Here is a 26,706-nt window from a genome sequence, read left to right on the forward strand (position 1 = left end):
TTAGTCATGAAAAATCCCCTCCAAGTAATAGTGTAACATCCATGTATGTACATGGTCTTTTTACACTGTCTACCTAAAGGGGATAATATCAATATAATGGTCTCATTTTTTTATCGGTATGTGAAAACTTTGTTCTATCTTCTGAAGCGAGCTTGCACTTTATTTCTCTTACGATCTCTGTGTAAGACGAAGCCGCCGAAAATATAAAACCCGAGTGCAAAGCAAAGAGCGCCGATTAAAAATTGTAACCATAATATAGGGATTGGGGAGAATAAAATCCCAAATACAGTATCTCTCATTAGTTTAATACCAAGCACGGCTAATGAAATTGGGATGAGTGCTAATGATAGAGCGAGGTAACGCTGCATACATAACGCTCCTTTTCAGATTATTTTGTGTATTTTAATGATGTTATATGGAATGGGGGTTTGTCAAGAGGTTGCTGAACGAGTAAGATAAGAATGTGAAAAATTTTGCAGAGATACTTCGAGAGGAAGTGTAATGTATGAAACAAAATGTGTTAATTGTTGGAGCAGGTGAAGGTGGGAGTACACTGCTGAGTCTGTTGCAAAATTCGAATATATTTCAAATTATAGGGGTTATTGATATTAATCCAATTGCGAAAGGATTACAAATCGCAAAGGAACATGGAGTTCCGATTGGTGATAGTGTAACTCCGTTTCTTTCTATGCATATTGATGTAATGTTTGATATGACAGGTGATTATGATTTACATAAAGTGTTATTGGGAAGTAAGCATAAAGATACTCTTCTTATACCAGGGGATATTGCAAAAATTGTTACGAGACTAGCGCATGAGAAGGAAAGTTTAATTGGAAAGCTAGAAGAACAGACGCAACAAGGGAATTTAATTTTAAATTCAACGCATGACGGTATGATTGTTATAGACCAAGAGGGACAAGTTCGTCTGTTTAATAAAAGCGCAGAGCGTATTACTGGATATAAAAAAGAGGAAGCAATAGGGAAATATATTTTAGAAGTTATTCCAACGAGTAAGTTGCTTCGTATTATACGCACGAAAAAAATAGAAGTGAATCATGAACTGACGTTAGAGAATGAAAAAAAGATTATTACAACGCGTATTCCGATATTAAAAGAAGGTGGAGAGGTTCAAGGGGCATTTGCGATTTTTAAAGACATTACAGAAGTTGTAGATTTAGCGGAAGAAGTTACAGACTTAAAAGAAATTCAAACGCTACTTGAGGCGATTATTAACTCATCTGAGGAAGCAATTTCGGTTGTTGATGAGAAAGGAAGAGGACTAGTTATAAACCCTGCTTATACGAAGTTAACGGGTTTGACTGAAGAAGAAATTATTGGGAAGCCGGCTACAACTGATATTGTGGAAGGTGAAAGTATGCATATGAAAGTACTTCGGACGCGCCGAGCGGTACGAGGAATACATATGAAGATTGGGCAAAAAAAGCGAGATGTAATTGTAAACGTAGCACCGGTTATTGTCGATGGAATATTGAAAGGGAGCGTCGGGGTAATTCGCGATGTATCAGAAATTCAAAAGTTAACAAATGAATTGAATAGGGCAAGACAAATTATTCGAACGTTAGAAGCAAAATATTCATTTGATGATATTGTTGGTGATTCAGATGAAACGACGGCAGCTATTGAACAAGCAAAACTTGGAGCGAATACACCGGCAACAGTATTGCTTAGAGGGGAATCTGGTACGGGGAAAGAGTTATTTGCACACGCTATTCATAACAGTAGTAATCGAAAATACAATAAGTTTGTACGAGTAAACTGTGCTGCTATTTCTGAGACCTTATTAGAAAGTGAATTATTCGGTTATGAGGAAGGTGCGTTTTCTGGAGCGAAAAGAGGCGGGAAACGAGGATTCTTTGAAGAAGCGAATAATGGAAGTGTTTTTTTAGATGAAATCGGAGAGTTATCTGCAAATACGCAAGCGAAGCTCCTTCGTGTGCTACAAGAAAAGGAAATTGTGAAAGTAGGGGGAACGAAAGCGATACCTATTAATGTTCGAGTGATCGCTGCGACGCATGTGAATTTAGAAAAAGCTATTTTAGAAGGGAATTTCAGAGAGGACTTATATTATCGTTTAAATAAAATCCCGATTCAAATTCCTTCCCTTCGTCAGCGTAAAGGAGATATACCAGCGATTGCAGAAAGGTTAATTCAAAAAATTAATCAAGACTATGGTCGTAATGTAGAAGGACTCACCGATTCAGCCGTTTCGTATTTACAATCATATGAATGGCCAGGGAATGTTAGGGAACTTGAAAATATTTTAGGACGAGCTATTATCTTTATGAATTATAACGAGATATATATTGATGTACATCATTTACCGCCTTTACATAAAGAAGAACAAGTAGAGACGAAACAAAATAATTTATTACCTGAATTAGAAGAGAAGGCCCTTGAACACCTAGTGACAGAATTTGAGGGGAATATTATCCGTGAATATTTAGAGAAATTTGATGGGAACAAAACGAAGACTGCAAAAGCGTTAGGAATTTCAGTTCGAAACTTATATTACAAGCTAGAAAAGTATGACTGTGCAAAAAATAGCATGCAATAAATTGCGTACCGTGCAATTTATTGCATGGTATACAAAAAGCGACAAAACGAGACAGAATATTTCGTTGTTTTCCAAAGTATTGATTTTACTGCATTTTGAATGCGTTTTCATTATTGGTAAGACCACTTTTAAAAGTTGGCACGGTATTTGCTTAATGAATAGACGAGGGACGACGGAAAGGGTTGATTACAAAATATGAAGTTAGAACACTTAATTGATCAAGCAGCAGGACAGCCTAAAAAAACTGTGGCTGTAGCAGTAGCTGAAGATCATGAAGTAATTGAAGCTGTAGCGAAAGCAATCAAGTTACAGCTAGCTCAATTTCGTCTATATGGAAATCAAGAGAAAATAATAGGGATGCTACAAGAGCATGGGTTACAAACTTCAGAACATATTGAAGTGATTGCAGCAGCGTCAAGTGCTGAGGCTGCAGAACTTTCTGTTAAATCTGTAAGCAATGGCGAAGCAGATGTGCTAATGAAGGGGAACATCCCAACAGCAAATATTTTGAAAGCTGTATTAAATAAAGAGTGGGGACTTCGTAAGGGCAGCGTGCTTTCACATGTTGCAGCGTTTGAAGTTCCAAATTACGATCGTCTTATTTTTGTTACAGACGCAGCGATGAACATTGCACCTGATGTAACACAAAAAGCTGCTATTATACAAAATACTGTAGAAGTTGCCCAGGCAATAGGAATTGATTTGCCGAAGGTAGCGCCAATTGCAGCGGTAGAGGTTGTTAATCCTGCGATGCAAGCGACAATTGATGCAGCGATGTTAACTCAAATGAATCGCCGCGGACAAATTAAAAATTGTGTCGTTGATGGACCACTTGCTTTAGATAATGCAGTATCACAAATTGCAGCAGAACATAAAGGCATAGTAAGTGATGTAGCAGGTAAGGCAGACATTTTACTCGTCCCAACGATTGAAGCTGGAAATGTGCTATATAAATCACTCGTCTATTTTGCAAATGCAAAGGTAGGAGCGATGATTGCTGGCGCTAAAGCACCGATTGTTTTAACATCACGTGCTGATTCAGCAGAAACAAAAGTATATTCATTAGCATTGGCAGTTGCGACTGCTTCAAAATAAACCAAATAGGGTAAAACAATTAGGGGGAAACGACAATGACATTAGAAATCTTCGAATACTTAGAAAAATATGATTATGAGCAAGTGGTATTTTGTCAAGATAAAGAATCTGGTTTAAAAGCAATCATTGCAATCCATGATACAACACTTGGACCAGCTCTTGGTGGAACAAGAATGTGGACATATGATTCTGAAGAAGCGGCGATTGAAGATGCATTGCGTCTTGCAAAAGGGATGACATACAAAAATGCAGCAGCTGGTTTAAACTTAGGTGGTGCAAAAACAGTAATTATCGGTGATCCACGTAAAGATAAAAGCGAAGCGATGTTCCGTGCATTAGGACGCTACATTCAAGGACTAAACGGACGTTACATTACAGCTGAAGATGTTGGTACAACAGTAGATGATATGGATATTATCCATGAGGAAACTGATTTTGTAACAGGGATTTCACCATCATTCGGTTCTTCTGGTAACCCATCTCCAGTAACTGCATACGGTGTTTACCGTGGTATGAAAGCAGCTGCAAAAGAAGCATTTGGTACAGATAACCTAGAAGGAAGAGTAATTTCTATTCAAGGTGTTGGTAACGTAGCGTATCACCTATGCAAACATTTACACGCTGAAGGAGCAAAATTAATCGTTACAGATATTAATAAAGAAGCTGTACAACGTGCAGTAGAAGAATTCGGTGCAACAGCAGTTGAGCCAAATGAAATTTACGGTGTTGAATGTGATATTTACGCACCATGTGCATTAGGCGCAACAGTTAATGATGAAACTATTCCACAACTTAAAGCAAAAGTAATCGCAGGTTCTGCAAATAACCAATTAAAAGAAGATCGTCACGGCGACCTTATTCATGAAATGGGTATTGTATACGCACCAGACTATGTTATTAATGCAGGTGGCGTAATTAACGTAGCAGACGAATTATATGGATACAATAGAGAACGTGCATTAAAACGTGTTGAGTCTATTTATGACACAATTGCAAAAGTAATCGAAATTTCAAAACGCGATGGCATAGCAACTTATGTAGCAGCAGATCGTCTAGCTGAAGAGCGCATTGCAAGCTTGAAAAACTCTCGTAGCACATACTTACGCAACGGTCACGACATTATTAGCCGTCGCTAATCATTCATATATAACTTTTACAAAAGGTGTGGTTACCTCTTATGAGGTTTCCACTTCCTTTTAAATTTATTAGTGGAGGTAGCAACATTGTCTGTAAATCGAATTCTTGTTATTAACCCAGGTAGTACATCCACAAAGATTGGTGTTTTTGATAATGAAAGACCCGTTCTAGAAGAAACTATTCGTCATGACGTAGAACAGATTGGAAAATATAAGCGAATTATCGACCAATATGAGTTTCGTAAAGAAACGATTTTAGAAGTTCTACATTCTCATGGTATTAACATTTCAAAATTAAACGCTGTTTGTGGGCGTGGTGGATTACTTCGTCCAATCGAAGGCGGTACGTATACAGTAAACGATGCGATGTTAGAAGATTTGAAAAATGGGTTTAGCGGTCATCACGCTTCAAACCTTGGAGGCATTTTAGCATATGAAATTGCTTCTGGATTAAACATTCCTGCATTCATTGTGGATCCTGTCGTTGTAGATGAAATGGAGCCAATTGCTCGTATTAGCGGTATTGCTGGTATGGAACGTAAAAGTATTTTCCATGCATTAAACCAAAAAGCGGTTGCTCGTAAAGTAGCAGATGAATTAAATCACAAATATGAGGATTTAAATTTATTAGTTACACATATGGGCGGCGGTATTACAGTTGGTGCTCATAAAAAAGGAAAAGTTATCGATGTGAATAATGGCTTAAACGGAGAAGGACCATTTAGTCCAGAGCGTGCTGGTACAGTACCAGTAGGACAATTAGTTGAAATGTGTTTTTCTGGTGAGTATTACCGAGACGAAATGGTTAAAAAACTTGTCGGACAAGGTGGACTTGTAAGTCTTATCGGTACAAACGATGCAATTAAAGTAGAACAAATGGTTGAAAAAGGTGATCCTGAAGCAACACTTATTTATAAAGCAATGGCGTATCAAGTTGCAAAAGAGATTGGCGGAGCTAGTGCTGTACTTCACGGGAAAATCGATGCAATCGTATTAACTGGTGGACTTGCGTACAGTAAAATTCTTGTCGATGAAATAAAAGAACGTGTTCACTGGATTGCAGATGTTATCGTACATCCAGGAGAAGATGAATTACAAGCGTTAGCAGAAGGAGCACTTCGTGTATTACGTGAAGAAGAAGCTCCAAAAGAATATATTGTACGAGAAAAACAAACAGTAGCTAGGGGTTGAGATAATGGCAAGAGAATATGATTTAGTCATCGTTGGCGGCGGTACTGGTGGATATGTTGCTGCTATTCGTGCATCACAACTAGGGTTAAAAACTGCACTTGTTGAAAAAGAAAATCTTGGTGGTACTTGTTTACACAAAGGATGTATTCCTAGTAAAGCTCTTTTACGTAGTGCGGAAGTATACGCAACTGCTAAAAAAGGAGAAGAGTTCGGAGTTATTGCAAGTAATGTAGAACTAAACTTTGCTAAAGTACAAGAGCGTAAAGAGAAGATTGTAACGCAGCTTCATAAAGGCGTTCAGCATTTAATGAAACAAGGTAAAATTGATGTGTTTGAAGGTATTGGCCGTATTCTTGGCCCATCTATTTTCTCTCCAATGCCAGGTACAATTTCAGTTGAACTTGCAAGTGGAGAAGAGAATGAAATGTTAATTCCAAAAAATGTACTTGTTGCAACAGGTTCTCGCCCAAATTCATTACCAGGATTAGAGTTAGACGGAGAGTATGTAATGTCTTCGGATCATGCCCTAAAAATGGAAACGCTTCCTAGCTCAATCATTATCGTTGGTGGCGGTGTAATTGGTATTGAGTGGGCATCTATGCTTGCTGACTTCGGTGTAGAAGTTACTGTATTAGAATATGCGAAAAACATATTACCACTAGAAGATAATGACGTTTCAAAAGAAATGCAACGTCTATTCAAGAAAAAAGGTATTAAAGTGGTAACTGGTGCAAAAGTATTACCAGAAACATTGGTAAAAGATAATGGAGTAACAATTCAAGCTGAACATAACGGTGAGAACAAAGCATTTAAAGCAGAAAAAATGCTTGTATCTGTAGGAAGACAAGCGAATACGCAAAATATGGGCTTAGAGAACACAGATATTGTTGTGGAAAAAGGATACATTCAAACAAATGAGTTTTATCAAACGAAGGAATCTCATATTTACGCAATTGGAGATGTAATCGGTGGCTTGCAACTTGCTCACGTTGCTTCTCATGAAGGAATTGTTGCAGTAGAACATATCGCTGGTAAAGAAGTTACACCAATTGATTATTCTATGGTATCAAAATGCGTATATAGTAGTCCAGAAGTTGCTTCTGTCGGCTTAACAGAACAAGAAGCAAAAGAAAAAGGCTATAAGTTAAAAGTAGGTAAGTTCTCATTCCGTGCAATCGGAAAGGCACTTGTATACGGAGAATCAGACGGTTTTGTAAAACTTGTAGTTGATGAAGAAACAAATGACATTCTCGGTGTTCATATGATCGGACCACATGTAACAGATATGATTTCTGAAGCTGGTCTTGCAAGAGTACTTGATGCAACACCTTGGGAAGTGGCACATACAATTCATCCGCATCCATCATTATCTGAGGCGATTGGTGAAGCTGCACTTGCTGTAGATGGAAGAGCGTTACACGCATAAAAATGTGGATTTAGGAGGTTATGAAAAATGGCAGAAGTAAAAGAAAAGCGCCATGAAGAGCTTGGCTTAAGCGATGAGCAAGTATTAGAAATGTTCCGTACGATGTTACTTGCACGTAAAATTGACGAACGTATGTGGTTATTAAACCGTGCAGGTAAAATTCCATTCGTAATTTCTTGTCAAGGACAAGAGGCTGCACAAGTTGGAGCGGCGTTCGCTCTTGATAGAGAGAAAGATTATGCATTACCATACTACCGTGATATGGGTGTTGTACTAGCGTTTGGTATGACAGCTAAAGAGCTTATGTTGTCTGCTTTCGCAAAAGCTGGAGATCCAAACTCTGGTGGTCGTCAAATGCCTGGTCACTTCGGTCAAAAGAAAAATCGTATTGTTACAGGATCATCACCAGTAACAACGCAAGTACCACATGCAGTTGGTATTGCACTAGCTGGAAAAATGGAGAAGAAAGATTTAGTAACGTTCGTTACATTCGGAGAAGGCTCTTCAAACCAAGGTGACTTCCATGAAGGAGCAAACTTTGCTGGTGTACACAAACTACCTGTTATTTTCATGTGTGAAAATAACAAATATGCAATCTCTATTCCAGTTGAAAAACAATTAGCATGTAAAAACGTATCAGATCGTGCAATTGGTTACGGCATGCCTGGATATACAATAGACGGAAACGATCCGCTTGCAGTATATAAAGCTGTAAAAGAAGCAGCAGACCGAGGTCGTCGTGGTGAAGGTCCGACTTTAATTGAAGCAGTATCATATCGTTTAACAGCACATTCTAGTGACGACGATGATCGTGTTTATCGTGATAAAGAAGAGGTAGAAGAAGCGAAGAAAAAAGATTCAATTATAACATTTGCAGCTTATTTAAAAGAAGTTGGTGTGTTAACTGAGGAATTTGAAAAACAAATGCTAGACGAAATCATGCATATCGTAAATGAAGCAACAGAATATGCAGAAAATGCTCCGTATGCAGCACCTGAAGATGCATTGAAGCACGTATACGCAGAATAGGGGGGAACGTTTCATGGCTGTAATGTCTTATATTGATGCTATTACATTAGCAATGCGCGAAGAAATGGAACGCGATGAGAAAGTATTCGTTTTAGGAGAAGATGTTGGTAAAAAAGGTGGCGTGTTTAAAGCGACACACGGTTTGTATGATCAATTTGGTGAAGATCGTGCGCTTGATGCACCGCTTGCAGAATCTGCAATTGCTGGGGTAGCAATTGGTGCGGCAATGTATGGTATGCGTCCAATCGCTGAAATGCAGTTTGCTGATTTCATCATGCCAGCAGTAAACCAAATTGTTTCTGAGGCAGCAAAAATTCGTTATCGTTCTAACAACGATTGGACTTGTCCAGTTACAATTCGTGCGCCATTCGGCGGGGGTGTTCACGGTGCATTGTATCATTCACAATCTGTAGAAGCGATGTTTGCAAACCAACCAGGTTTAAAAATTGTTATCCCTTCTACACCATATGATGCAAAAGGCTTATTAAAAGCTGCAATTCGTGATGAAGATCCAGTATTATTCTTTGAGCATAAGCGTGCATATCGCTTAATTAAAGGTGAAGTGCCAGAAGATGACTATGTATTACCAATCGGAAAAGCAGATGTAAAACGCGAAGGTGATGATATTACTGTTATCACTTACGGATTATGTGTTCACTTTGCTCTTCAAGCAGCTGAGAAGTTAGCACAAGATGGAATCTCTGCACACATTCTTGATTTAAGAACGGTATATCCGTTAGATAAAGAAGCTATTATTGAAGCGGCTTCTAAAACAGGTAAAGTTCTTCTTGTAACAGAAGACAATAAAGAAGGAAGTATTATAAGTGAAGTGGCAGCTATTATCGCTGAAAATTGCCTGTTTGATTTAGATGCACCAATTGCACGTCTTGCAGGCCCAGACGTTCCAGCAATGCCATATGCACCAACAATGGAAAAATTCTTTATGGTAAATCCAGATAAAGTTGAAAAAGCAATGCGTGAACTTGCGGAATTTTAATCGGGGGGACTATACATGGCTGTAGAAAATATTACAATGCCTCAGCTCGGGGAGAGCGTTACAGAGGGCACAATTAGTAAGTGGCTCGTTAATGTTGGCGATCACGTAAATAAGTATGATCCGCTTGCAGAAGTAATGACGGACAAAGTAAATGCCGAAGTACCATCTTCTTTCACTGGTATTGTGAAAGAGTTAATAGCTGGCGAAGGTGAAACGTTAGCCGTAGGTGAAGTTGTTTGTGTCATTCAAGTAGAAGGCGCAGATGAAGTAGCAGCAACAACTGTAGAGGAAAAAACGAAAGAAGAACCAAAGGCAGATATAACTACGCCTGAAAAAGCACCGAAAGCAAAACAACCAACTGATGGAAAACCACGTTTTTCACCAGCTGTTTTAAAACTTGCGGGTGAGCATAATGTTGATTTAGATTTAGTAGAAGGTACGGGAGCAAATGGCCGTATTACTCGTAAAGATATTTTAAAGCTAGTGGAATCTGGAAATATTCCGCAAGCAGGTGCCAAGAAAGAGGAAGTTGTTGCAGTAGCAGAGCGTCCAGAAGCACCAAAATCAGCGGCAGTAGCACCGGTAGCGCAAAAAGTAGAAGCTGCAAAACCAGTTTCTGTGCCGACAATGCCTGGAGATATCGAGATTCCGGTAACAGGTGTGCGTAAAGCAATTGCAGCAAATATGTTACGCAGTAAACATGAGGCACCTCATGCTTGGATGATGATTGAAGTAGATGTGACAAACCTTGTATCATACCGTAACTCAATTAAAGGCGATTTCAAAAAGCGTGAAGGCTTTAACTTAACGTTCTTTGCTTTCTTCGTAAAAGCAGTAGCACAGGCGTTAAAAGAATATCCTCAAATTAACTCAATGTGGGCTGGCGATAAAATAGTTCAGAAGAAGGACATTAACCTTTCTATCGCTGTTGCAACAGAGGAAGAACTATTTGTACCAGTAATTAAGCACGCGGACGAAAAAACGATTAAAGGCATCGCTCGTGAAATTACAGAGCTTGCAGGAAAAGTACGTACGAAATCGTTAAAAGCGGACGAAATGCAAGGCGGAACATTTACAATTAATAACACAGGATCATTCGGTTCTGTTCAATCTATGGGTATTATTAATTACCCACAAGCGGCTATTTTACAAGTTGAATCAATTGTAAAACGCCCAGTAATTATGGATAATGGTATGTTCGGTGCTCGCGACATGGTTAACTTATGTTTATCACTTGACCACCGTGTACTAGATGGCCTAATTTGTGGTAAGTTCTTAGGACGTGTAAAAGAAATTTTAGAAAATACGTCAGAAAATAATACATCTGTATATTAATAAAAAGCTCGCTTATGCGAGCTTTTTATCATCTTATTTCTTCATCTGCATCCTACTATATGTACAAAACTTTTCCCAGTAATCTTACAATGAACGATTATGTATTAGAAATTTACGAAAATACATTGCTGATATATGGTATATAGATATAAAATAAGAAAAGAATAATTTTTTTGGCAAATCTTACTGATGAAACTGTAGTATAATATATTGTATTGTATGAAAAAGAGAGTTATTCTATATAAGTGTTTTATAGATAATGTGTAATCAGTCGTCAAAACATGAAGAATGTTGACTCCTGGTTTTTTATTTTGCTGTAACAATGTTTCAGGAGGATGTCATGAAAAGAAGTACCGAGTTTCTAAAAAGTTTAGATGTAAAATTAATTTTAATTTTGTGTGCATTTTGTGTTATAAGTATAACTGCTATATATAGCAGTCAGCAAACCGGACAGTATGGAGATGCAAACTTTGCTATGAAGCAGGGAGTTAACTACATAATTGGGGTTGTATTGTTACTTCTTGTTGCTAGCATCGACTTAGATCAGTTGCAAAAATTGTCTTGGCCGCTTTATATTGCTGGGTTTGCTTCACTTATTCTTTTGAAAGTATTACCAGCATCAGGTTTCACACCTGAAAAGTTAGGGGCAAAAAGGTGGTTCGTTTTTCCAGTACTTGGACAAATTCAGCCATCCGAGTTTTTCAAAATCGCATTGCTTCTTGTAGTAGCAAGTATAGCAGTGAAGCATAATGCACAGTATATGGCAAGGACATTCCAAACGGATTTAAAATTAGTAGGTAAAATTATGCTAGTATCCCTCCCGCCTATGGCCGTTGTATATAGCCAACCGGATACAGGTATGGTGTTCTTATATGCAGCAGCTATCGCGTGTATTTTATTTATGTCAGGAATTCAAAAGAAATTAATTGCGTTATGTACAGTCATTCCGGTGACCATATTGTCTACATTAATATTTATATTTGTAAAATATCCAGATTTCTTCTTTAATAAATTAGTTACTTTGTTAAAACCTCACCAACAATCACGTATTATAGGTTGGCTAAATCCATTTGAGAATGCAAATGAAGGCTATCAAACACAGCAATCGATTTTAGCTGTAGGTAGTGGAGGTATGGAAGGGAAAGGATTCGGTGAAGGGAACGTCTATATTCCAGAGAAACACACTGACTTTATTTTCGCTACAATTGCCGAAGAAGGTGGATTTATAGTAGCGGCGTTAGTTGTGTTCTTGTTCCTATTACTACTATATCGAACAATTATTATCGGTTATTCTGCTGATAATTTATTTGGTACATTATTATGTGCTGGATCAATAGGAATACTAACGGTTCAAATATTCCAAAACATCGGTATGATCGTTGGATTAATGCCTGTAAAAGGTATCGCATTACCTTTCTTATCATATGGGGGAAGTTCCTTATTTTCGAATATGATTATGATGGGGCTCATATTATCGGTACGGAAAACGTATAAAAAATATATGTTTTCAGTTAAGTAAAAAAGCTAGTTCGTGTAAAAACGAACTAGCTTTTTTACATATATGCCCTTAAACGTTGCAAACTAAGACAGAATAGCAGTTTGAGACGGGTAAGGAGTGCAAAGTGATGCATATGCATATTTTTGAAGGAGCACGGCATCTATCTAATGGTGAATGGGTTATTCGAGCTATCATAGCATACATATTTTTAATATTAGTTGCGAAAGCGATGGGACAAAGGTCCATCGCACAACTTCGTTTTTTAGATGTCGTATTAGTATTATTGCTTGGTGGGAATATTTCTAACGCATTATCTGATGAAAAAGTGGGGTTACTCGGCTCGATGATTACAACGTTCATACTCGTTGTACTTCACATTATAAGCTCAGTCTTAATGTTGAAATGGGATAGATGGAGACGATTTTTAGAGCCAGCACCTATTATTCTTATACACAATGGTTCCATTGATTTTAGCAATTTGAAAAAAGCGAGAATTACGGTGGAATATTTATTTTCGGAAATTCGTATGCGAAATGTGAGCGATATTCAAACGATTAAATTAGCATTGTGGGAAGCGAATGGTGTTGTTTCTATATTTCAGTATCCAGAATATGAAGCAGTTTCGCGGCTTGATCTGAAAGTGGCGGGAAGAAGATCTCCAGTTTCTTTTGTATTAGTAAAGGATGGGAGGATTCAGCAAGATGTTCTAGCTTTAGTAGGAAAAACAGAAGAGTGGGCGAAAGAGTGTTTAGAGAAGAGTGCAGAAATCGAATCCATTATGTTAGCTACAGTAGATGAAGCGCATAAAATAAATGTTTTGTTAAAAAAATGAAAAATATACGCATTTTGTCGTTTCATACATATGATACAATAGTGTGGACAACGAAAAAGGAGGGATACGATGGGATATGTAGAGGAATTACGAAAAGTAGTTGGTCATCGCCCTTTAATTTTAGTTGGTGCTGTTGTACTCGTTATAAATGAAAGTGGATATGTATTATTACAGCAAAGAACAGAGCCGTACGGAAAATGGGGGTTGCCTGGCGGGCTAATGGAGCTTGGTGAATCACCAGAAGAAACAGCTTACCGTGAAGTATATGAAGAGACAGGAATAGAAGTAAAGAACCTCCGATTAATCAATGTATTTTCTGGAGCGAACTATTTTTCAAAATTAACAAACGGTGATGAGTTTCAATCCGTAACGACAGCCTATTATACCGATGAATACGAAGGGAATTTTGTTATGAATAAAGAAGAAGCGGTTCAGCTTAAATTCTTCCCGGTAACAGAGCTACCTGATTATATTGTAGGATCGCATAAAAAAATGATTACGGAGTATATAAAGGCTATGGGAAATAAGATATAATATAATGAAAGAGATACAAAAACACAGTTCTGGTCGGTAGTCCAGACGCATGATTTCATGTCAGTAACCTTCCCCTCCGGGATGTCCAGTATTTCTAATTTTTTTAAAGGAGGGGCTGTCAATGGATTTGACAGTATATCACGATGGTCAATTTTTCATAGGAATTATTATGCATAAAGAAAAAGGGAAATTGTATGGAGCAAGGTATATTTTTGGAATGGAACCTTCAGATGAAGAAGTACTTATATTTGTGAATGGTCCAATGTTAGCATATTTCCAGCACGTTGCAAAATGCGGTGTGGAAGTGAAAGAAAAACAGCGTCCCAAAAATATAAAACGTATCATACGACAAGCGGCAAAAGAAGTAAATGTAAAACGTTTTACTAAGGCACAAGAAGCGATTAGTTTATCTTATGAATTGTATAAACAAGAAAAGAAAGTGCAGTCTAAAGAGAAGCGAGAAGCTGAAAAACAAAGAAGACGTTTAATTAAAGTACAAAAAGCAAAGCAAAAGCATCGTGGCCATTAAAAAAAGGTGTTAGAGCAAGGGCTCTAACACCTTTTCTATGCCTAAATACAAGTAAACTTACTTGTATTTCATAAACATTAACTGGTAAGATACAAATAGGTAGAATTAGAGGAGGGAAAAGATTGATTAACTTTAACTTTTTTATGAATGATGTTGTCCGTCAAGCGCGTGAAGAGATTGTCTCTGCGGGATATACAGAATTGACGACACCAGAAGCAGTCGAAGAAGCATTTAAAAGAAATGGTACAACACTTGTAATGGTAAACTCTGTATGTGGTTGTGCAGGTGGCATTGCTCGTCCTGCTGCTGCACATTCCGTACATTATGATAAACGCCCTAACCACCTTGTAACAGTATTTGCGGGTCAAGATAAAGAAGCAACAGCAAGAGCTCGTGAATATTTTGAAGGATATCCACCTTCATCTCCATCATTTGCGTTATTGAAAGATGGAAAAATTGTAACGATGGTAGAACGTCATGAAATTGAAGGTCATGAACCAATGCAAGTAATTGCAAAACTACAATCTTATTTCGAAGATAATTGCGAAGAACTATAAGGAAGAAAAAAAGGCGGTACGTCCACAATCAAGTGGGTGTACCGCCTTTTTTATTTAGTTTTTAAAATAATTAAACATGCAGGAAGTTGTTGTTTTATGCATGTTTTTATGCATTGGCGACAGCTTTAATGCTGTTCTTTTATTTATTTTTATTTTAAATATTGCATAAAAATGAAAGTGCTGATACAATACAAACATCGAATAAATATTCTATTAAACTTTTAAATATACATTATTAGGGGGAAGAAAGATGAAGAAGTTATTATCAATATCATTTGCACTTATTTTAATTGTAAGTATGTTCAGTGCTTGTAGTAATGGGGAAGAAAAGGCGAATGGCAAAAATAAAAAAGTACTCGTTATGGGGACTTCAGCAGACTATAAACCGTATGAATACGTGGAAGCTTCAAAAAGTGATGAAATTATCGGCTTTGATGTTGATATTGCCAAATATATCGGAAAAGAACTTGGATACGAAGTGAAAGTGAAAGACATGGATTTCGGCGGATTATTAGCATCTCTTAATTCAGGAAAAGTTGATTTCGTTATGGCAGGTATGACGCCAACTGCAGAGCGTAAAAATAATGCTGATTTCACAGATATATATTTTGTTGCTAAAAATATGATCGTTTCAAAAAAGGGTTCTAATATTAAATCGTTAGAAGATTTAAAAGGGAAAAAAGTAGGGGTACAAACAGGGTCAATTCAAGAAGAAAAGGCAAAAGAATTTCAGAAACAAGTCGATTTCAAAGCTGAGGGACGTGACCGTATACCAGAAATCGTACAAGAAATTAAAGCTGGTCGTTTTGATGCTGCAATTATAGAAGACACGGTTGCAAAAAATTATTTAGAAAAAATGAAAGAACTACAAGGAATTGAAATTCAAGAAGCTCCAGAAGAAGTAGGGGCAGCAATTGCTCTTTCAAAAAATAGTGATAAAACAGAAGAATTTAATAAAGTAATTAAGAAAATGCAAGAAAATGGAGAGATGGATAAATTAGTTAAGAAATGGTTTGGCAGCGGAAAATAAGCTGCCTTTCACTTTTCTGTGAGGGGAATGAAAAGGATGAATTTGGATTTTTCGGCAATTACGCCTTCAATACCATATATATTAAAGGGCTTAGAAGTTACATTAAAAATTGTAGCTGCATCAGCTTTAGCAGGATTTATTTTAGGGACGTTATTAGCACTTTGCAAAATTGCTAGAATACGAGCATTAAATATTGCAGCAGATATATATACTTCAATATTTCGTGGTACACCACTAGTATTACAATTAATGATTATTTATTTCGGTGTTCCGCAAATGATTGGATATGAGATACCAGCCTTTTTAGCAGCTGTACTTGCATTTAGTTTAAATTCAGGTGCATATATGTCAGAAGTAATTCGTGCCGGCATTCAAGCGGTTGATAAAGGACAAACAGAAGCAGCTATGGCTTTAGGGATTCCTTACGGGAAAATGATGAAAAATATTATTTTTCCTCAAGCTTTAAAAAATATATTACCAGCACTTGTAAATGAATTTGCGACTCTTACGAAAGAATCGGCTGTAGTAACTGTAATTGGAGCCACAGATTTAATGCGCCGTGCTTATATTGTAGGCGGTGAAACGTTTAAATATCTTGAACCATTACTGTTTGTTGGACTTATTTATTATATGTTAGTCATTATTCTTACATTAGTCGGGAAAGCCATTGAAGGGAGAATGAAGAAAAGTGATTAAAGTTGAAAACCTTCATAAGTCATTTGGAAAAAATGAAGTATTAAAAGGAATTACAACAACGATTGAAAAAGGAGAAGTTGTTGCAATTATCGGACCGTCTGGATCTGGAAAGTCAACGTTTTTACGCTGTATGAATGTACTAGAAGCACCGACAAATGGTCAAATTTGGATTGGAACGGAAGAAGTAACGAATCCGAAAACAAATATTATGCATGTTCGTGAAAATGTCGGAATGGTATTTCAACATTTTCACTTATTCCCTCATATGACTGTATTAGAAAATATTACGTATGCTCCTATCAATGTAAAAGGAGTAACGAAGCAAGTGGCTGAGAAAAAGGCTCAGGAACTTTTGGATAAAGTAGGACTGCTTGATAAGAAAGATTCATATCCAAATCGTCTTTCAGGAGGACAAAAGCAACGTGTAGCAATTGCAAGAGCGTTAGCGATGGAACCGGAAGTTATGTTATTTGATGAACCGACCTCTGCGCTAGATCCAGAAATGGTGAAAGAAGTGTTAGAAGTTATGAAATCATTAGTTACGACAGGAATGACGATGGCAATCGTTACACATGAAATGGGATTTGCAAAAGAAGTAGCAGATCGTGTTCTCTTTTTAGATGGTGGAAAGCTCGTAGAAGATAGTAATCCGGAAGAGTTTTTTACAGCACCAAAAAGTGACCGTGCAAAAGAATTTTTGCAAAAGATATTGTAATATGTGAAGGGTACGTGAATAATAGGTAGAAAAGGATGACATTGCGTCATCCTTTTTTTATACTATTTTTAAATACGTTTATACATATAGGAGTAATGATATGCTTAAAATTGGATATAGAACAGTGAAAACAGCGCTTGGAACGGGTGCTGCAGTTTTTATTGCTCAGCTATTAGGATTAGAATTTTATAGTTCAGCTGGTATTTTAGTCATTTTATGCGTGCAAAATACGAAACGAAAATCAGTTCAAGTATCGTTGCACCGTTTTTTAGCTTGTGTATTATCAATGGTATTTGCGTTTTGTATTTTTGAAACGATTGGTTATACACCACTAGCGATTAGCGTATTACTGCTTACCTTTATTCCAACTGCAGTTATGTGCAAAATTCAAGAAGGGATTGTCACGAGCTCGGTTATCGTTATGCATCTGTATTCATTAAAGCAAATTACATGGTCTATAGTTGGTAATGAAATTGCTATATTAACGATTGGAATTAGTGTTGCTTTATTAGTAAACATGTACATGCCAAGCAGTGAGAATAAACTGAAAGAGTATCAAGGAAAAATAGAAGAGCATTTCAGAACGATTTTGTTTGAAATGGTCGTTTATTTACGGAATCGAGATAGTAATTGGAGTGGGGCCGAATTAATTGAAACAGAAATGATGCTGAAAGAAGCGAAAGATTTATCATTTAAAAAACTTGAGAATGAATTTATGCGTGAAGATGACTATTATTATCGGTATTTTGATATGCGTATGCAACAATTTGAAATTTTGGAGCGCATGATACCATTAGCTGCATCACTATCTTGGACGTATGAACAAGCTGATATGATTGCAGACGTAATTGAAAATATAGGGAATTCTATTCGACCTGAAAGTACAGGGGTCATTTCGTTAAGACAACTTCAAGAAATGCGAGAAGTATTTAGAGAAATGCCTTTACCAGTCTCGCGAGAAGAATTTGAAATACGTGCAAAACTTGTTCAACTTGTTTATGAGATGGAGCAATATTTACTCATTAAAAGTCGTTTTAGGGGAAAGGATAATATAAAAGAACTTATTTAGAAGGTAGGAACTATATATGCCGTATCTTCTTTCTTTATTATTATGTCTTTCTCTATCACCGATCTGGCCTCTTGGTGATAACCCACGTGCTGGAGATCCTTTTATAATTGTAAATAAAGCAACGAATAAACTAGCTTACATCGATGATGGGAAGATCCAAAAGGTTTTTCCAGTAGCGACAGGAAAAACAAATGAATTAACCCCAGAAGGAACCTTTGACATTGTATTGAAGGCGAAGGATCCCTATTATATTGCGAAGGATATTCCTGGGGGCTCTCCAAAAAATCCACTTGGATCGAGGTGGATGGGATTTAATGCAAGAGGAACGGATGGAAGTAAGTATGGGATACACGGGACAAACCAGCCTAGTTCAATTGGAAAATATATTTCGCAAGGATGTATAAGAATGAAGAAACATGATGTGGAATATTTGTTTGATCGTATTCCAATTGGAACAAAAGTATCGATTGTGAAATCGAAAAAAACATTTCAGCAATTGGCGAAGGAAAAAGGGGCCATAGTATTTGGAAAAGTCAACGAAACGGTTGGCTTTTTCTTTTATTATAAGTTGTCTTGACATGTGTACATAACCATGCGTTAATGAGAATATATAAAGATAATTGAGTAAAGGGGTTGCTCATATGTATTTAAATCCAAAAATTTCTTACATGCAGTTTTGTGTTGGTTTTCTATTTGTTATTACATTCATATTGGCAACTTTTAATATATGTTCTTACGTTGTAGCGATTGTATTTATGGCATTACTCAATCTTACTTTTGTTATTGGGGCATTTCAGCAGAAACAATATACAAGTTTTGTAATAGCACTTGTAATGGCCTTTTCCTTTAGCATTGTAGCAATTGTAATATATATAAAATAAAATGTTCATTACAAGATAGACTATCTCGATTTCGAGATGGTCTATTTTGTATGTGTAAGCAGTAAAAAAAGGACGAGTGAATCGTCCTTTTTACCAAAACATACTTGCGCCAGTAAGTAATGTTGTTACAAGCATAGAAATTAACATTATATAAACCATAATTTTTTGAGCTTTTTTATGCATCGTTAAACCTCCTTGCAAATCAGTACAATTTCATTGTAACGAGAAATGAAATTGTGGACAAGGGGAGAGAAAGGACAAAATTCGGGAAGGGGGTGCAAAATATTACAGGGAATTTGAGCATACGTAGAGAATATGTTAAAAGATAGATTATTAATTTTTTGTTATGCAAGCTGAAGAATGGAGATACAATGATGAAAATATACGAGACAGATCGTTTACATTTAAGAGAAATTGATGAGTCGTATGCGGAAAAAGTTCTTCAATATTACGACAAAAATCGTGAATTTTTAAAAGCGTGGGAAGAGTATAGACCGGAGGGTTTTTTCACGTTAGATTATCAAAAGAAAAAGTTACAAAAGGATAGAAAAGAGTTCGCGGAAGGCAAGATTATCAGGCTTTGGATTTTTAAAAAGGGTGATGATACAAAAATTATTGGATGTATTTCATTTAATCTAATTGTTCGCGGAATTTATCAATCTTGTGTACTCGGTTATAAATTAGATAAGGAAGAATTGAATAAAGGTTACACAACAGAAGCGCTTAGAAAAGCAATTCAAGTTACCTTTGAAGAATTTCATTTACATCGTATAGAAGCACCAATTATGCCACGAAATTTAGCATCTATACAAGTAGTGACGAAGATAGGATTTCAATATGAAGGTGTATCTCGAAAAATGCTAATGGTAAATGGCATCTGGGAAGATCATATGCGCTGGGTATTGTTAAACGAGTAATAGAAGGCAGATGGGTATCTAGATGTGTTAACCATCTGTTTTTTGTCTTGTATTTCGAAACTTTTGCGAAATTCTGTTATAATTAATGTTGTTACATACATAATGGTAGTGCAGGAGGCGCAGTCTTATGATTAATCAAGAACGTTTAGTAAATGAATTTATGGAGTTAGTACAAGTAGATTCTGAAACGAAATTTGAAGCAGAAATTTGCAAAGTGTTAACAGAGAAATTTACTGTTTTAGGTGTAGAAGTATTTGAGGATGACACGATGGGTGTGACTGGTCATGGTGCAGGTAACTTAATTTGTACTTTACCAGCAACAAAAGACGGTGTTGATACAATTTATTTCACTTCTCATATGGATACAGTAGTTCCTGGTAATGGAATTAAGCCTTCTATTAAAGATGGATATATCGTATCAGATGGTACTACAATTTTAGGAGCCGATGACAAAGCTGGATTAGCATCTATGTTTGAAGCGATTCGTGTCTTAAAAGAGAAAAACATTCCTCATGGTAAAATTGAATTTATTATTACAGTTGGAGAAGAATCTGGTCTTATTGGCGCAAAAGCGTTAGACCGCGAGCGCATTACAGCAAAATATGGTTATGCATTAGATAGTGATGGAAAAGTTGGTGAAATTGTAGTTGCAGCGCCAACACAAGCGAAAGTGAATGCGATTATTCGCGGGAAAACAGCTCATGCTGGCGTAGCACCAGAAAAAGGTGTATCTGCAATTACTATCGCAGCAAAAGCAATCGCAAAGATGCCACTTGGTCGTATCGATTCTGAAACAACTGCAAATATTGGACGTTTTGAAGGTGGTACACAAACAAATATCGTTTGCGATCATGTTCAAATCTTTGCAGAAGCTCGTTCTTTAATAAATGAGAAAATGGAAGCACAAGTTGCAAAAATGAAAGAAGCATTTGAAACAACTGCAAAAGAAATGGGTGGTCATGCAGACGTTGAAGTAAACGTTATGTATCCAGGATTTAAGTTTGCTGCTGGCGATCACGTTGTAGAAGTTGCGAAACGTGCAGCTGAAAACATTGGTCGTACGCCTTCTCTTCACCAAAGTGGTGGCGGAAGTGATGCGAACGTAATCGCAGGACATGGTATCCCAACAGTTAACTTAGCAGTTGGTTATGAAGAAATTCATACAACAAATGAAAAAATTCCTGTTGAAGAATTAGCGAAAACAGCAGAATTAGTTGTAGCTATTATTGAAGAAGTAGCGAAGTAAGTAATAAAAAAAGACGCGTGAACCAATTATGGTTTACACGTCTTTTTTTTATTTTGATTCAATTGCTTTCACAAGGCGGATAAGCCAATATAAGAAGACCCACGGAAGTACATAAGTTGTTGTAAAACGTATGAAATGAGAGAAGATTCCTAAAGCGTAAATGTTAATGTTAAAAAGGGGAAGTAACAAATAATTAATCGCAAGGATTACTATAATAATAATAAATACATAATTGAGTTTATTATGTTGTTTCATAACGATTCATCTCCTTTACAATAATATCCATTTGTTACGTACAGTATAACAAAAAATAGATAGAGAAAAGCCCATAATTATTATAAAGTGTAAAGAAATTTGATATAATGAAGGAACAAATGTTCTTTGAGGGGTGAGTAGTATGCGAGAAATGTATCCGAAAAATGGTCGTGTCATTTTACATGTAGATATGAATTGCTTTTTCGCATCTGTTGAAATTGCTCATGACCCATCATTACAAGGAAAGCCATTAGCGATTGCGGGGAATGAAAAAGAGAGAAAAGGGATTATCATAACATGTAGTTATGAGGCGAGAGAATATGGAATACGTACGACGATGCCTCTATGGGAAGCGAAGCGATTATGCCCGCAATTAGTTGTGAGGCACCCTAATTTTACATTATATCGAGAAGCTTCATTTCAAATGTTTCAAATTCTTTCCCGTTTTACAGAAAAAATACAACCGTTTTCTATAGATGAAGGGTATTTAGATATTACAGATTGCTATGCGCTCGGTTCGCCTCTTGAAATAGCGAAGATGATTCAACAAGCGTTACTAACAGAGTTACAGCTTCCATGTAGCATTGGGATTGCCCCAAACCTTTTCCTAGCAAAGACTGCTTCAGATATGAAAAAACCTCTTGGAATTACAGTACTTCGAAAACGTGATATCCCAGAAATTATTTGGCCACGATCAGTTGCAGAGATGCATGGAATCGGAGAGAAAACAGCTGAAAAACTAAAAGACATTCATATACATACAATTGAACAGTTAGCAAAAGGAGACGAGCATATCATTCGCGCTAAAATTGGAAAGCACGGTGTTGATTTACAAAAACGTGCAAAAGGTATGGATGACAGGGAAGTTGATCCGAATCAAATGGGACAACATAAAAGCGTTGGAAATTCGATGACTTTCTCAAAGGATATGGACGAAGAAAAAGAATTACTTGATATGTTAGAAAGATTATCGAAATCAGTAAGCAAAAGGCTACAAAAACGAACTCTCGTTAGTTATAACATTCAAATTATGATTAAATACCATGATCGTCGCACGGTAACACGGAGTAAACGATTGAAAAATGCAATATGGGAAGAACGGGTTATTTTCCAATCAGCATCACGTTTATGGAAGCGACACTGGGATGGTGATTCTGTTCGTCTGTTAGGTGTTACAGCTACTGAATTAGAGTGGAAGACAGAATCAGTGAAACAGTTAGATTTGTTTTCATTCGAAGAAGATGCGAAAGAAGAGCCGTTACTTGCTGTTATTGATCAAATTAATGAAAAGTATGGAACACCTCTTTTACAGAGAGGTAGTCAATTATTGCGTAAGCAAGAAAAGTCGTTTCAGCAAAAATTAGAAAATAAGTTTATGTAGAAGGTTTTAGAGATTTAAACCCTTCTTTTTTAGCCCCATACTAAGTTGAAACAAAAAGATTGAATGAGTATGGATTACTTTTAGTTATTCCTAGCGGTTGATAATAACTTGAAAATAAAACAGAAGGTGTCATGAATATTAAATCTTCTGTTTTATTCATGACACCTTTATGATTTAACTTGCTTCTAAGTCTAGTGTTGTCTTCCACCCCGCGGCAGTAACACCAGATTCTAAAAGCATTCTACTTACTATTTTTTCAATTAAGACAGCTGCATTTGTATTGCAATGTAATGTAGCTTGTATACATACTTTTTGGTTAGAATCAACGTCTTCACTGTACAATTCTTTTAAACCGATACCTTCAGAACTTACCATGTGCATGAGAAGAAAACGAATATGTGCTTCATTTTCTTCTGAACAAGTAAGAGAAAGTAAGTAGTTTGTTTGCTCGGGTAAATCTTCTTTTGATTTATTATTCATAAATAGAGCGATTGGGCGTAGTAGTATATTTGCTAGTAAGACGCCGGCTGCACCTAGCATAGCTGCAACGAGGAAGCCAGCACCTGTAAGAGTACCAACAGCAGCTGCACACCATAAAGTTGCCGCTGTATTTAACCCTCTAATACTAAAACCGTCACGAATAATAACACCGCCTCCTAAAAAGCCAATACCACTAACAACTTGAGCGGCGATGCGTGATGGACTAGCATCATGATCAAGCATGACGGATAATAAAACAAATATACAGGCGCCAAGTGATACGAGAGCATTTGTCCGCAAACCAGCCATTCGATGTCTCCATTGTCTTTCCATTCCGATGCAAGCTCCTACAATAATTGCTATAAATAACCTTAATACGATGTCATACCATATCATCATGGTCACCTCCATACATATAAGTACATGTTATATTTTTTGAGAATGAGTGAGAAATACCCACTCATTCTCATTTTTACAACCAGCTATGGAATTTTTTAATATAAAGCTTTTTCAGGAATTGTGTTAAGAAAGCATAGCCTAATAATATTCCTATGAGCCACGGGAAATAGCTTAGTGGTAATGCTTGTAAACCAATTGCTGCACCAAGTGGTGAGAATGGAATGTAAATTCCGATTGCCATAATACAAGCGGTTAATACAAGAACTGGTATTGATGCTGTACTTTGAATAAACGGAATTTTCTGTGTTCTAATCATGTGGACAATTAATGTTTGAGTTAGTAACCCGACGACAAACCAACCAGATTGGAATAGCGATTGTTCTCCAGGTGTATTTGCACCGAATACATTCCACATGACAACGAATGTGATAATATCGAATATAGAGCTAATTGGACCGATGCAAATAATGAAGTTACGCAAGTTTGCAGTATCCCATTTTCTAGGCTTCTCTAGAAATTCGTTATCCATTTTATCCCATGGGATTGAAAGCTGTGAAATATCATAAAGTAAGTTTTGAATTAAGAGATGAATTGCAAGCATCGGTAAAAATGGAATGAAAGCACTTGCTATTAATACACTAAATACATTTCCGAAGTTAGAGCTCGCCGTCATTTTGATATATTTTAAAATATTGCCGAACGTAGTACGTCCCTCTAAAATACCTGCTTCTAATATAGTTAAACTTTTTTCGAGTAAAATAATATCAGAAGATTCTTTTGCGATATCGGTAGCGGTATCAACAGATATTCCAACGTCAGCTTCACGTAATGCCACGGCATCGTTAATGCCATCGCCCATGTAACCTACAGTATGACCATTACCTTGTAATACGTGAATAATACGAGATTTTTGCATTGGATTTAGTTTTGCGAACACTGTTGTTTCTTCTGCCAGTTTTGCTAATACTTTATCTGGTAAAGAATCGATTTCGTAACCGAGGACAGGCTCTCCTATATTTAATCCAACGTCTTTACAAACCTTTCTTGTAACAATTTCGTTATCACCAGTTAAGATTTTCACTTGTACGCCGTGTTTTTGCAATGCTTGAATTGCAGAAGCAGCAGATGGTTTTGGTGGATCTAAAAAGCCGATATATCCAGTAAGGATCATAGCGGATTCATCTTGTACTGCATAAGCTTTATGATAAGGTTTGTTATCTTTCTTGTATGCTACAGCGATGACACGCATTCCTTCACTATTTAAAGTTTCGCTAAGATGTTTTACATTTGCTCTCATTTCTTCAGTGAGAGGGACAATTTGCCCATCAACTTCAGTGTAATTACAAATTGATAAAATTTCTTCTACGGCACCTTTACAAACCATTGTATGTTCACCTGAAATATCTTTCACGATGACAGACATACGACGACGAGCAAAATCGAATGGAATTTCATCTAGCTTTTGAAAAGCTGATGGATCAAATTTATGGTTTTCCTCTGTATGTTCAATAACAGCTTTATCTATTAAATTTTTCAATCCCGTTTGATAGAAGCTATTTAAATAGGCAAAGTGTAATACACGATCGCATTCATTTCCGTTAGGATCTAAATGACGAACTAGGACAACTTTATCTTCTGTTAAAGTTCCAGTTTTATCTGTGCAAAGAATGTTCATAGCACCTAAGTTTTGAATAGAGTTGAGCTGTTTTACAATTACTTTTTGTTTAGACATGTTAACGGCACCTTTAGCTAAATTAGCAGTTACAATCATTGGCAGCATTTCAGGTGTAAGACCAACTGCAACAGCAATAGCAAAGAAGAAAGCTTCTTGCCAATCTCCTTTTGTGAATCCATTAATGAGAAGGACAATGGGTGCCATAATAAGCATGAATGTGATTAAGAGCCAACTTACTTTGTTTACGCCTTTATCAAAGCTTGTTTCTGCACGTTTTCCGATAACCTTTTTTGCTAAAGAGCCGAAATACGTATCCGTACTAGTTGAGACAACAACAGCTTTTGCGCTACCGCTAACAATATTTGTACCCATAAAGCAAAGGTTTTCCATATCGAGCGGATTGTAATTTTTTTTCATGTTTTTCGGTAATATATGTTTATTTTCCGTATGGTAGCAGTTTTCGTATTTTTCTACAGGAAGTGCTTCCCCGGTTAAAGAAGACTGATTAACAAATAAATCTTTTGCGGATAAAATACGCACATCAGCTGGCACGATATCACCAGCTGAAAGTGAAATAATATCGCCAGGTACAAGTTCTTCAATTGGAATTTCTGTTGTGTAATTTCGATTTAAATTTGTTACGTTTTTTGTTTCGTGTACAAATCCATCTATTCTAAAGACACTCGCAGTTGTTCGAACCATAGCCTTTAACTTATCCGCCGCTTTCTGAGAGCGGAATTCTTGTAAAAAGCGAATCGTTGCACTTAGCAGTACCATTACAGATACGACAATTGTTCCTTGTATATCATCTGTGAAAAAAGAGAGTGCTCCAAGAGCTAACAAAACAAAAATAAATGGATTTTTAAATGCCAGCAGAAATTGAATATACCATGGCAATGTTTTATTATGAGCAATTTCGTTCGGACCGTATAAAGAAAGTCTACGAGACGCTTCTTGTTTAGAGAGACCATCTTGTGTTGTTTCTAAGAGTTTTAACGCAGAGTTTACATCCTGTGTTGCAACTTCCACTAATAATTCGTTATTTGCTTTCATGCTATCTTGATCGTAAGCATGCTTTGTTTCTTGTCTTTGTAAATTTAACATTGGTAGTTCCTCCTCTTTCATGAAGGAGGAAACAATCTGTTACTCGACTATTTAAAATTGGGAGGAACAGCTTCTTTCCTACCTACATGGTGAAATATTAACGTAAAACATATGGGTATCT

General features: G+C 36.7%; 27 protein-coding genes. 22 read left to right on the plus strand and 5 right to left on the minus strand.

From position 1 onward, the window contains the following. Positions 1-134 precede the first annotated feature (134 nt). Complete coding sequence (locus DET63_RS14755; RefSeq protein ID WP_002111735.1) at positions 135-368, minus strand: DUF2627 domain-containing protein; 234 nt, start codon at positions 366-368, stop codon at positions 135-137. A 137-nt stretch (positions 369-505) separates the two neighbouring features. Here DET63_RS14755 and DET63_RS14760 point away from each other — a divergent pair, with 137 nt between their 5' ends. The 19 genes from DET63_RS14760 (at position 506) to DET63_RS14855 (ending at position 19,128) form a co-directional block, all read left to right on the plus strand. Then, a complete protein-coding gene (locus DET63_RS14760) occupies positions 506-2,578 on the plus strand; it encodes a sigma-54 interaction domain-containing protein (protein ID WP_113937095.1) in 2,073 nt (690 codons plus the stop codon). Between the two features lie 195 nt (positions 2,579-2,773). Next, positions 2,774-3,673 carry a phosphate butyryltransferase gene (gene yqiS / locus DET63_RS14770; RefSeq protein ID WP_002033959.1) on the plus strand — a complete coding sequence of 300 codons (900 nt, stop codon included), beginning with the start codon at positions 2,774-2,776 and terminating at the stop codon, positions 3,671-3,673. Between the two features lie 35 nt (positions 3,674-3,708). Beyond that, positions 3,709-4,809, plus strand: a complete 1,101-nt coding sequence (locus DET63_RS14775; RefSeq protein ID WP_002015088.1) for a leucine dehydrogenase — start codon at positions 3,709-3,711, stop codon at positions 4,807-4,809. A gap of 87 nt (positions 4,810-4,896) precedes the next feature. Continuing rightward, positions 4,897-6,000 (plus strand): butyrate kinase, encoded by a 1,104-nt coding sequence (gene buk / locus DET63_RS14780; RefSeq protein ID WP_002088555.1) that lies wholly within the window; start codon positions 4,897-4,899, stop codon positions 5,998-6,000. A gap of 4 nt (positions 6,001-6,004) precedes the next feature. Next, on the plus strand, positions 6,005-7,426 hold the full coding sequence (gene lpdA / locus DET63_RS14785; protein ID WP_002033960.1) for a dihydrolipoyl dehydrogenase: 1,422 nt from the start codon (positions 6,005-6,007) through the stop codon (positions 7,424-7,426). 27 nt (positions 7,427-7,453) lie between these two features. After that, the gene (gene bfmBAA, locus DET63_RS14790) at positions 7,454-8,455 is read left to right on the plus strand and encodes a 3-methyl-2-oxobutanoate dehydrogenase subunit alpha (RefSeq protein ID WP_002033961.1); all 1,002 of its coding nucleotides are present in this window, start codon (positions 7,454-7,456) and stop codon (positions 8,453-8,455) included. 13 nt (positions 8,456-8,468) lie between these two features. Then, positions 8,469-9,452, plus strand: coding sequence for a 3-methyl-2-oxobutanoate dehydrogenase subunit beta (gene bfmBAB, locus DET63_RS14795; RefSeq protein ID WP_000290070.1), 984 nt, complete (start codon positions 8,469-8,471; stop codon positions 9,450-9,452). Positions 9,453-9,467: 15 nt separating this feature from the next. Further along, positions 9,468-10,787: a dihydrolipoamide acetyltransferase family protein gene (locus tag DET63_RS14800; RefSeq protein ID WP_113937096.1), complete on the plus strand. Its 1,320-nt coding sequence runs from the start codon at positions 9,468-9,470 to the stop codon at positions 10,785-10,787. A gap of 340 nt (positions 10,788-11,127) precedes the next feature. Continuing rightward, positions 11,128-12,306, plus strand: a complete 1,179-nt coding sequence (locus DET63_RS14805) for an FtsW/RodA/SpoVE family cell cycle protein (protein WP_113937097.1) — start codon at positions 11,128-11,130, stop codon at positions 12,304-12,306. Between the two features lie 106 nt (positions 12,307-12,412). Further along, positions 12,413-13,117, plus strand: coding sequence for a DUF421 domain-containing protein (locus DET63_RS14810; RefSeq protein WP_113937098.1), 705 nt, complete (start codon positions 12,413-12,415; stop codon positions 13,115-13,117). 69 nt (positions 13,118-13,186) lie between these two features. Beyond that, positions 13,187-13,651 carry an NUDIX hydrolase gene (locus DET63_RS14815; protein ID WP_113937099.1) on the plus strand — a complete coding sequence of 155 codons (465 nt, stop codon included), beginning with the start codon at positions 13,187-13,189 and terminating at the stop codon, positions 13,649-13,651. Between the two features lie 121 nt (positions 13,652-13,772). Further along, on the plus strand, positions 13,773-14,180 hold the full coding sequence (locus DET63_RS14820) for a YjdF family protein (protein ID WP_113937100.1): 408 nt from the start codon (positions 13,773-13,775) through the stop codon (positions 14,178-14,180). Positions 14,181-14,323: 143 nt separating this feature from the next. Further along, on the plus strand, positions 14,324-14,737 hold the full coding sequence (locus DET63_RS14825; RefSeq protein WP_002015097.1) for a BrxA/BrxB family bacilliredoxin: 414 nt from the start codon (positions 14,324-14,326) through the stop codon (positions 14,735-14,737). 250 nt (positions 14,738-14,987) lie between these two features. Continuing rightward, positions 14,988-15,767 carry a transporter substrate-binding domain-containing protein gene (locus DET63_RS14830; RefSeq protein ID WP_002015098.1) on the plus strand — a complete coding sequence of 260 codons (780 nt, stop codon included), beginning with the start codon at positions 14,988-14,990 and terminating at the stop codon, positions 15,765-15,767. Positions 15,768-15,803: 36 nt separating this feature from the next. Next, positions 15,804-16,463 carry an amino acid ABC transporter permease gene (locus DET63_RS14835; protein WP_002015099.1) on the plus strand — a complete coding sequence of 220 codons (660 nt, stop codon included), beginning with the start codon at positions 15,804-15,806 and terminating at the stop codon, positions 16,461-16,463. Continuing rightward, positions 16,456-17,178, plus strand: a complete 723-nt coding sequence (locus tag DET63_RS14840) for an amino acid ABC transporter ATP-binding protein (RefSeq protein ID WP_002165089.1) — start codon at positions 16,456-16,458, stop codon at positions 17,176-17,178. Before DET63_RS14835 ends, DET63_RS14840 begins: the two co-directional genes overlap by 8 nt. A gap of 100 nt (positions 17,179-17,278) precedes the next feature. Further along, positions 17,279-18,247, plus strand: coding sequence for an aromatic acid exporter family protein (locus tag DET63_RS14845; protein WP_113937101.1), 969 nt, complete (start codon positions 17,279-17,281; stop codon positions 18,245-18,247). Positions 18,248-18,263: 16 nt separating this feature from the next. Then, on the plus strand, positions 18,264-18,824 hold the full coding sequence (locus DET63_RS14850; protein WP_002015103.1) for a L,D-transpeptidase: 561 nt from the start codon (positions 18,264-18,266) through the stop codon (positions 18,822-18,824). Positions 18,825-18,888: 64 nt separating this feature from the next. Next, a complete protein-coding gene (locus tag DET63_RS14855; RefSeq protein ID WP_002088543.1) occupies positions 18,889-19,128 on the plus strand; it encodes a DUF3894 domain-containing protein in 240 nt (79 codons plus the stop codon). 90 nt (positions 19,129-19,218) lie between these two features. Here the strand turns inward: DET63_RS14855 and prli42 are convergent, their stop codons facing one another. After that, a complete protein-coding gene (prli42, locus tag DET63_RS30270; RefSeq protein ID WP_000549036.1) occupies positions 19,219-19,311 on the minus strand; it encodes a stressosome-associated protein Prli42 in 93 nt (30 codons plus the stop codon). A 188-nt stretch (positions 19,312-19,499) separates the two neighbouring features. On the opposite strand from prli42, the gene DET63_RS14860 reads away from it, so the two are divergent. Together DET63_RS14860 and DET63_RS14865 are read left to right on the plus strand one after the other, a co-directional pair. Then, positions 19,500-20,045 (plus strand): GNAT family N-acetyltransferase, encoded by a 546-nt coding sequence (locus DET63_RS14860; protein WP_002015105.1) that lies wholly within the window; start codon positions 19,500-19,502, stop codon positions 20,043-20,045. Between the two features lie 127 nt (positions 20,046-20,172). Beyond that, the gene (locus DET63_RS14865; RefSeq protein ID WP_113937102.1) at positions 20,173-21,291 is read left to right on the plus strand and encodes a tripeptidase T; all 1,119 of its coding nucleotides are present in this window, start codon (positions 20,173-20,175) and stop codon (positions 21,289-21,291) included. Between the two features lie 48 nt (positions 21,292-21,339). On the opposite strand, the gene DET63_RS14870 is transcribed toward DET63_RS14865, so the two are convergent. Continuing rightward, positions 21,340-21,546 (minus strand): hypothetical protein, encoded by a 207-nt coding sequence (locus tag DET63_RS14870; RefSeq protein ID WP_000809197.1) that lies wholly within the window; start codon positions 21,544-21,546, stop codon positions 21,340-21,342. Between the two features lie 142 nt (positions 21,547-21,688). On the opposite strand from DET63_RS14870, the gene DET63_RS14875 reads away from it, so the two are divergent. Continuing rightward, positions 21,689-22,927, plus strand: a complete 1,239-nt coding sequence (locus tag DET63_RS14875; protein WP_113937103.1) for a DNA polymerase IV — start codon at positions 21,689-21,691, stop codon at positions 22,925-22,927. Between the two features lie 174 nt (positions 22,928-23,101). Here DET63_RS14875 and DET63_RS14880 read toward each other — a convergent pair whose 3' ends face one another. Beyond that, positions 23,102-23,803, minus strand: coding sequence for an MgtC/SapB family protein (locus tag DET63_RS14880; RefSeq protein ID WP_016096135.1), 702 nt, complete (start codon positions 23,801-23,803; stop codon positions 23,102-23,104). 76 nt (positions 23,804-23,879) lie between these two features. Continuing rightward, entirely contained in the window at positions 23,880-26,585 is a 2,706-nt protein-coding gene (mgtA, locus tag DET63_RS14885) for a magnesium-translocating P-type ATPase (RefSeq protein WP_113937104.1), read from the minus strand. Between the last annotated feature and the right edge of the window lie 121 nt (positions 26,586-26,706).

It is taken from the genome of Bacillus sp. DB-2, from assembly GCF_003315125.1.
In the GTDB taxonomy this organism is placed as follows: domain Bacteria; phylum Bacillota; class Bacilli; order Bacillales; family Bacillaceae_G; genus Bacillus_A; species Bacillus_A mycoides.

Excerpts from the sequence above, each read along its gene's own strand:
- DET63_RS14755 (WP_002111735.1), bottom strand. The coding sequence starts at position 368 with ATGCAGCGTTACCTCGCTCTATCATTAGCACTCATCCCAATTTCATTA.
- DET63_RS14760 (WP_113937095.1), top strand. The coding sequence starts at position 506 with ATGAAACAAAATGTGTTAATTGTTGGAGCAGGTGAAGGTGGGAGTACA.
- yqiS (WP_002033959.1), top strand. The coding sequence starts at position 2,774 with ATGAAGTTAGAACACTTAATTGATCAAGCAGCAGGACAGCCTAAAAAA.
- DET63_RS14775 (WP_002015088.1), top strand. The coding sequence starts at position 3,709 with ATGACATTAGAAATCTTCGAATACTTAGAAAAATATGATTATGAGCAA.
- lpdA (WP_002033960.1), top strand. The coding sequence starts at position 6,005 with ATGGCAAGAGAATATGATTTAGTCATCGTTGGCGGCGGTACTGGTGGA.
- bfmBAA (WP_002033961.1), top strand. The coding sequence starts at position 7,454 with ATGGCAGAAGTAAAAGAAAAGCGCCATGAAGAGCTTGGCTTAAGCGAT.
- bfmBAB (WP_000290070.1), top strand. The coding sequence starts at position 8,469 with ATGGCTGTAATGTCTTATATTGATGCTATTACATTAGCAATGCGCGAA.
- DET63_RS14800 (WP_113937096.1), top strand. The coding sequence starts at position 9,468 with ATGGCTGTAGAAAATATTACAATGCCTCAGCTCGGGGAGAGCGTTACA.
- DET63_RS14805 (WP_113937097.1), top strand. The coding sequence starts at position 11,128 with ATGAAAAGAAGTACCGAGTTTCTAAAAAGTTTAGATGTAAAATTAATT.
- DET63_RS14810 (WP_113937098.1), top strand. The coding sequence starts at position 12,413 with ATGCATATGCATATTTTTGAAGGAGCACGGCATCTATCTAATGGTGAA.
- DET63_RS14815 (WP_113937099.1), top strand. The coding sequence starts at position 13,187 with ATGGGATATGTAGAGGAATTACGAAAAGTAGTTGGTCATCGCCCTTTA.
- DET63_RS14820 (WP_113937100.1), top strand. The coding sequence starts at position 13,773 with ATGGATTTGACAGTATATCACGATGGTCAATTTTTCATAGGAATTATT.
- DET63_RS14825 (WP_002015097.1), top strand. The coding sequence starts at position 14,324 with ATGAATGATGTTGTCCGTCAAGCGCGTGAAGAGATTGTCTCTGCGGGA.
- DET63_RS14830 (WP_002015098.1), top strand. The coding sequence starts at position 14,988 with ATGAAGAAGTTATTATCAATATCATTTGCACTTATTTTAATTGTAAGT.
- DET63_RS14835 (WP_002015099.1), top strand. The coding sequence starts at position 15,804 with ATGAATTTGGATTTTTCGGCAATTACGCCTTCAATACCATATATATTA.
- DET63_RS14845 (WP_113937101.1), top strand. The coding sequence starts at position 17,279 with ATGCTTAAAATTGGATATAGAACAGTGAAAACAGCGCTTGGAACGGGT.
- DET63_RS14850 (WP_002015103.1), top strand. The coding sequence starts at position 18,264 with ATGCCGTATCTTCTTTCTTTATTATTATGTCTTTCTCTATCACCGATC.
- DET63_RS14855 (WP_002088543.1), top strand. The coding sequence starts at position 18,889 with ATGTATTTAAATCCAAAAATTTCTTACATGCAGTTTTGTGTTGGTTTT.
- prli42 (WP_000549036.1), bottom strand. The coding sequence starts at position 19,311 with ATGCATAAAAAAGCTCAAAAAATTATGGTTTATATAATGTTAATTTCT.
- DET63_RS14860 (WP_002015105.1), top strand. The coding sequence starts at position 19,500 with ATGATGAAAATATACGAGACAGATCGTTTACATTTAAGAGAAATTGAT.
- DET63_RS14865 (WP_113937102.1), top strand. The coding sequence starts at position 20,173 with ATGATTAATCAAGAACGTTTAGTAAATGAATTTATGGAGTTAGTACAA.
- DET63_RS14870 (WP_000809197.1), bottom strand. The coding sequence starts at position 21,546 with ATGAAACAACATAATAAACTCAATTATGTATTTATTATTATTATAGTA.
- DET63_RS14875 (WP_113937103.1), top strand. The coding sequence starts at position 21,689 with ATGCGAGAAATGTATCCGAAAAATGGTCGTGTCATTTTACATGTAGAT.
- DET63_RS14880 (WP_016096135.1), bottom strand. The coding sequence starts at position 23,803 with ATGATATGGTATGACATCGTATTAAGGTTATTTATAGCAATTATTGTA.
- mgtA (WP_113937104.1), bottom strand. The coding sequence starts at position 26,585 with ATGTTAAATTTACAAAGACAAGAAACAAAGCATGCTTACGATCAAGAT.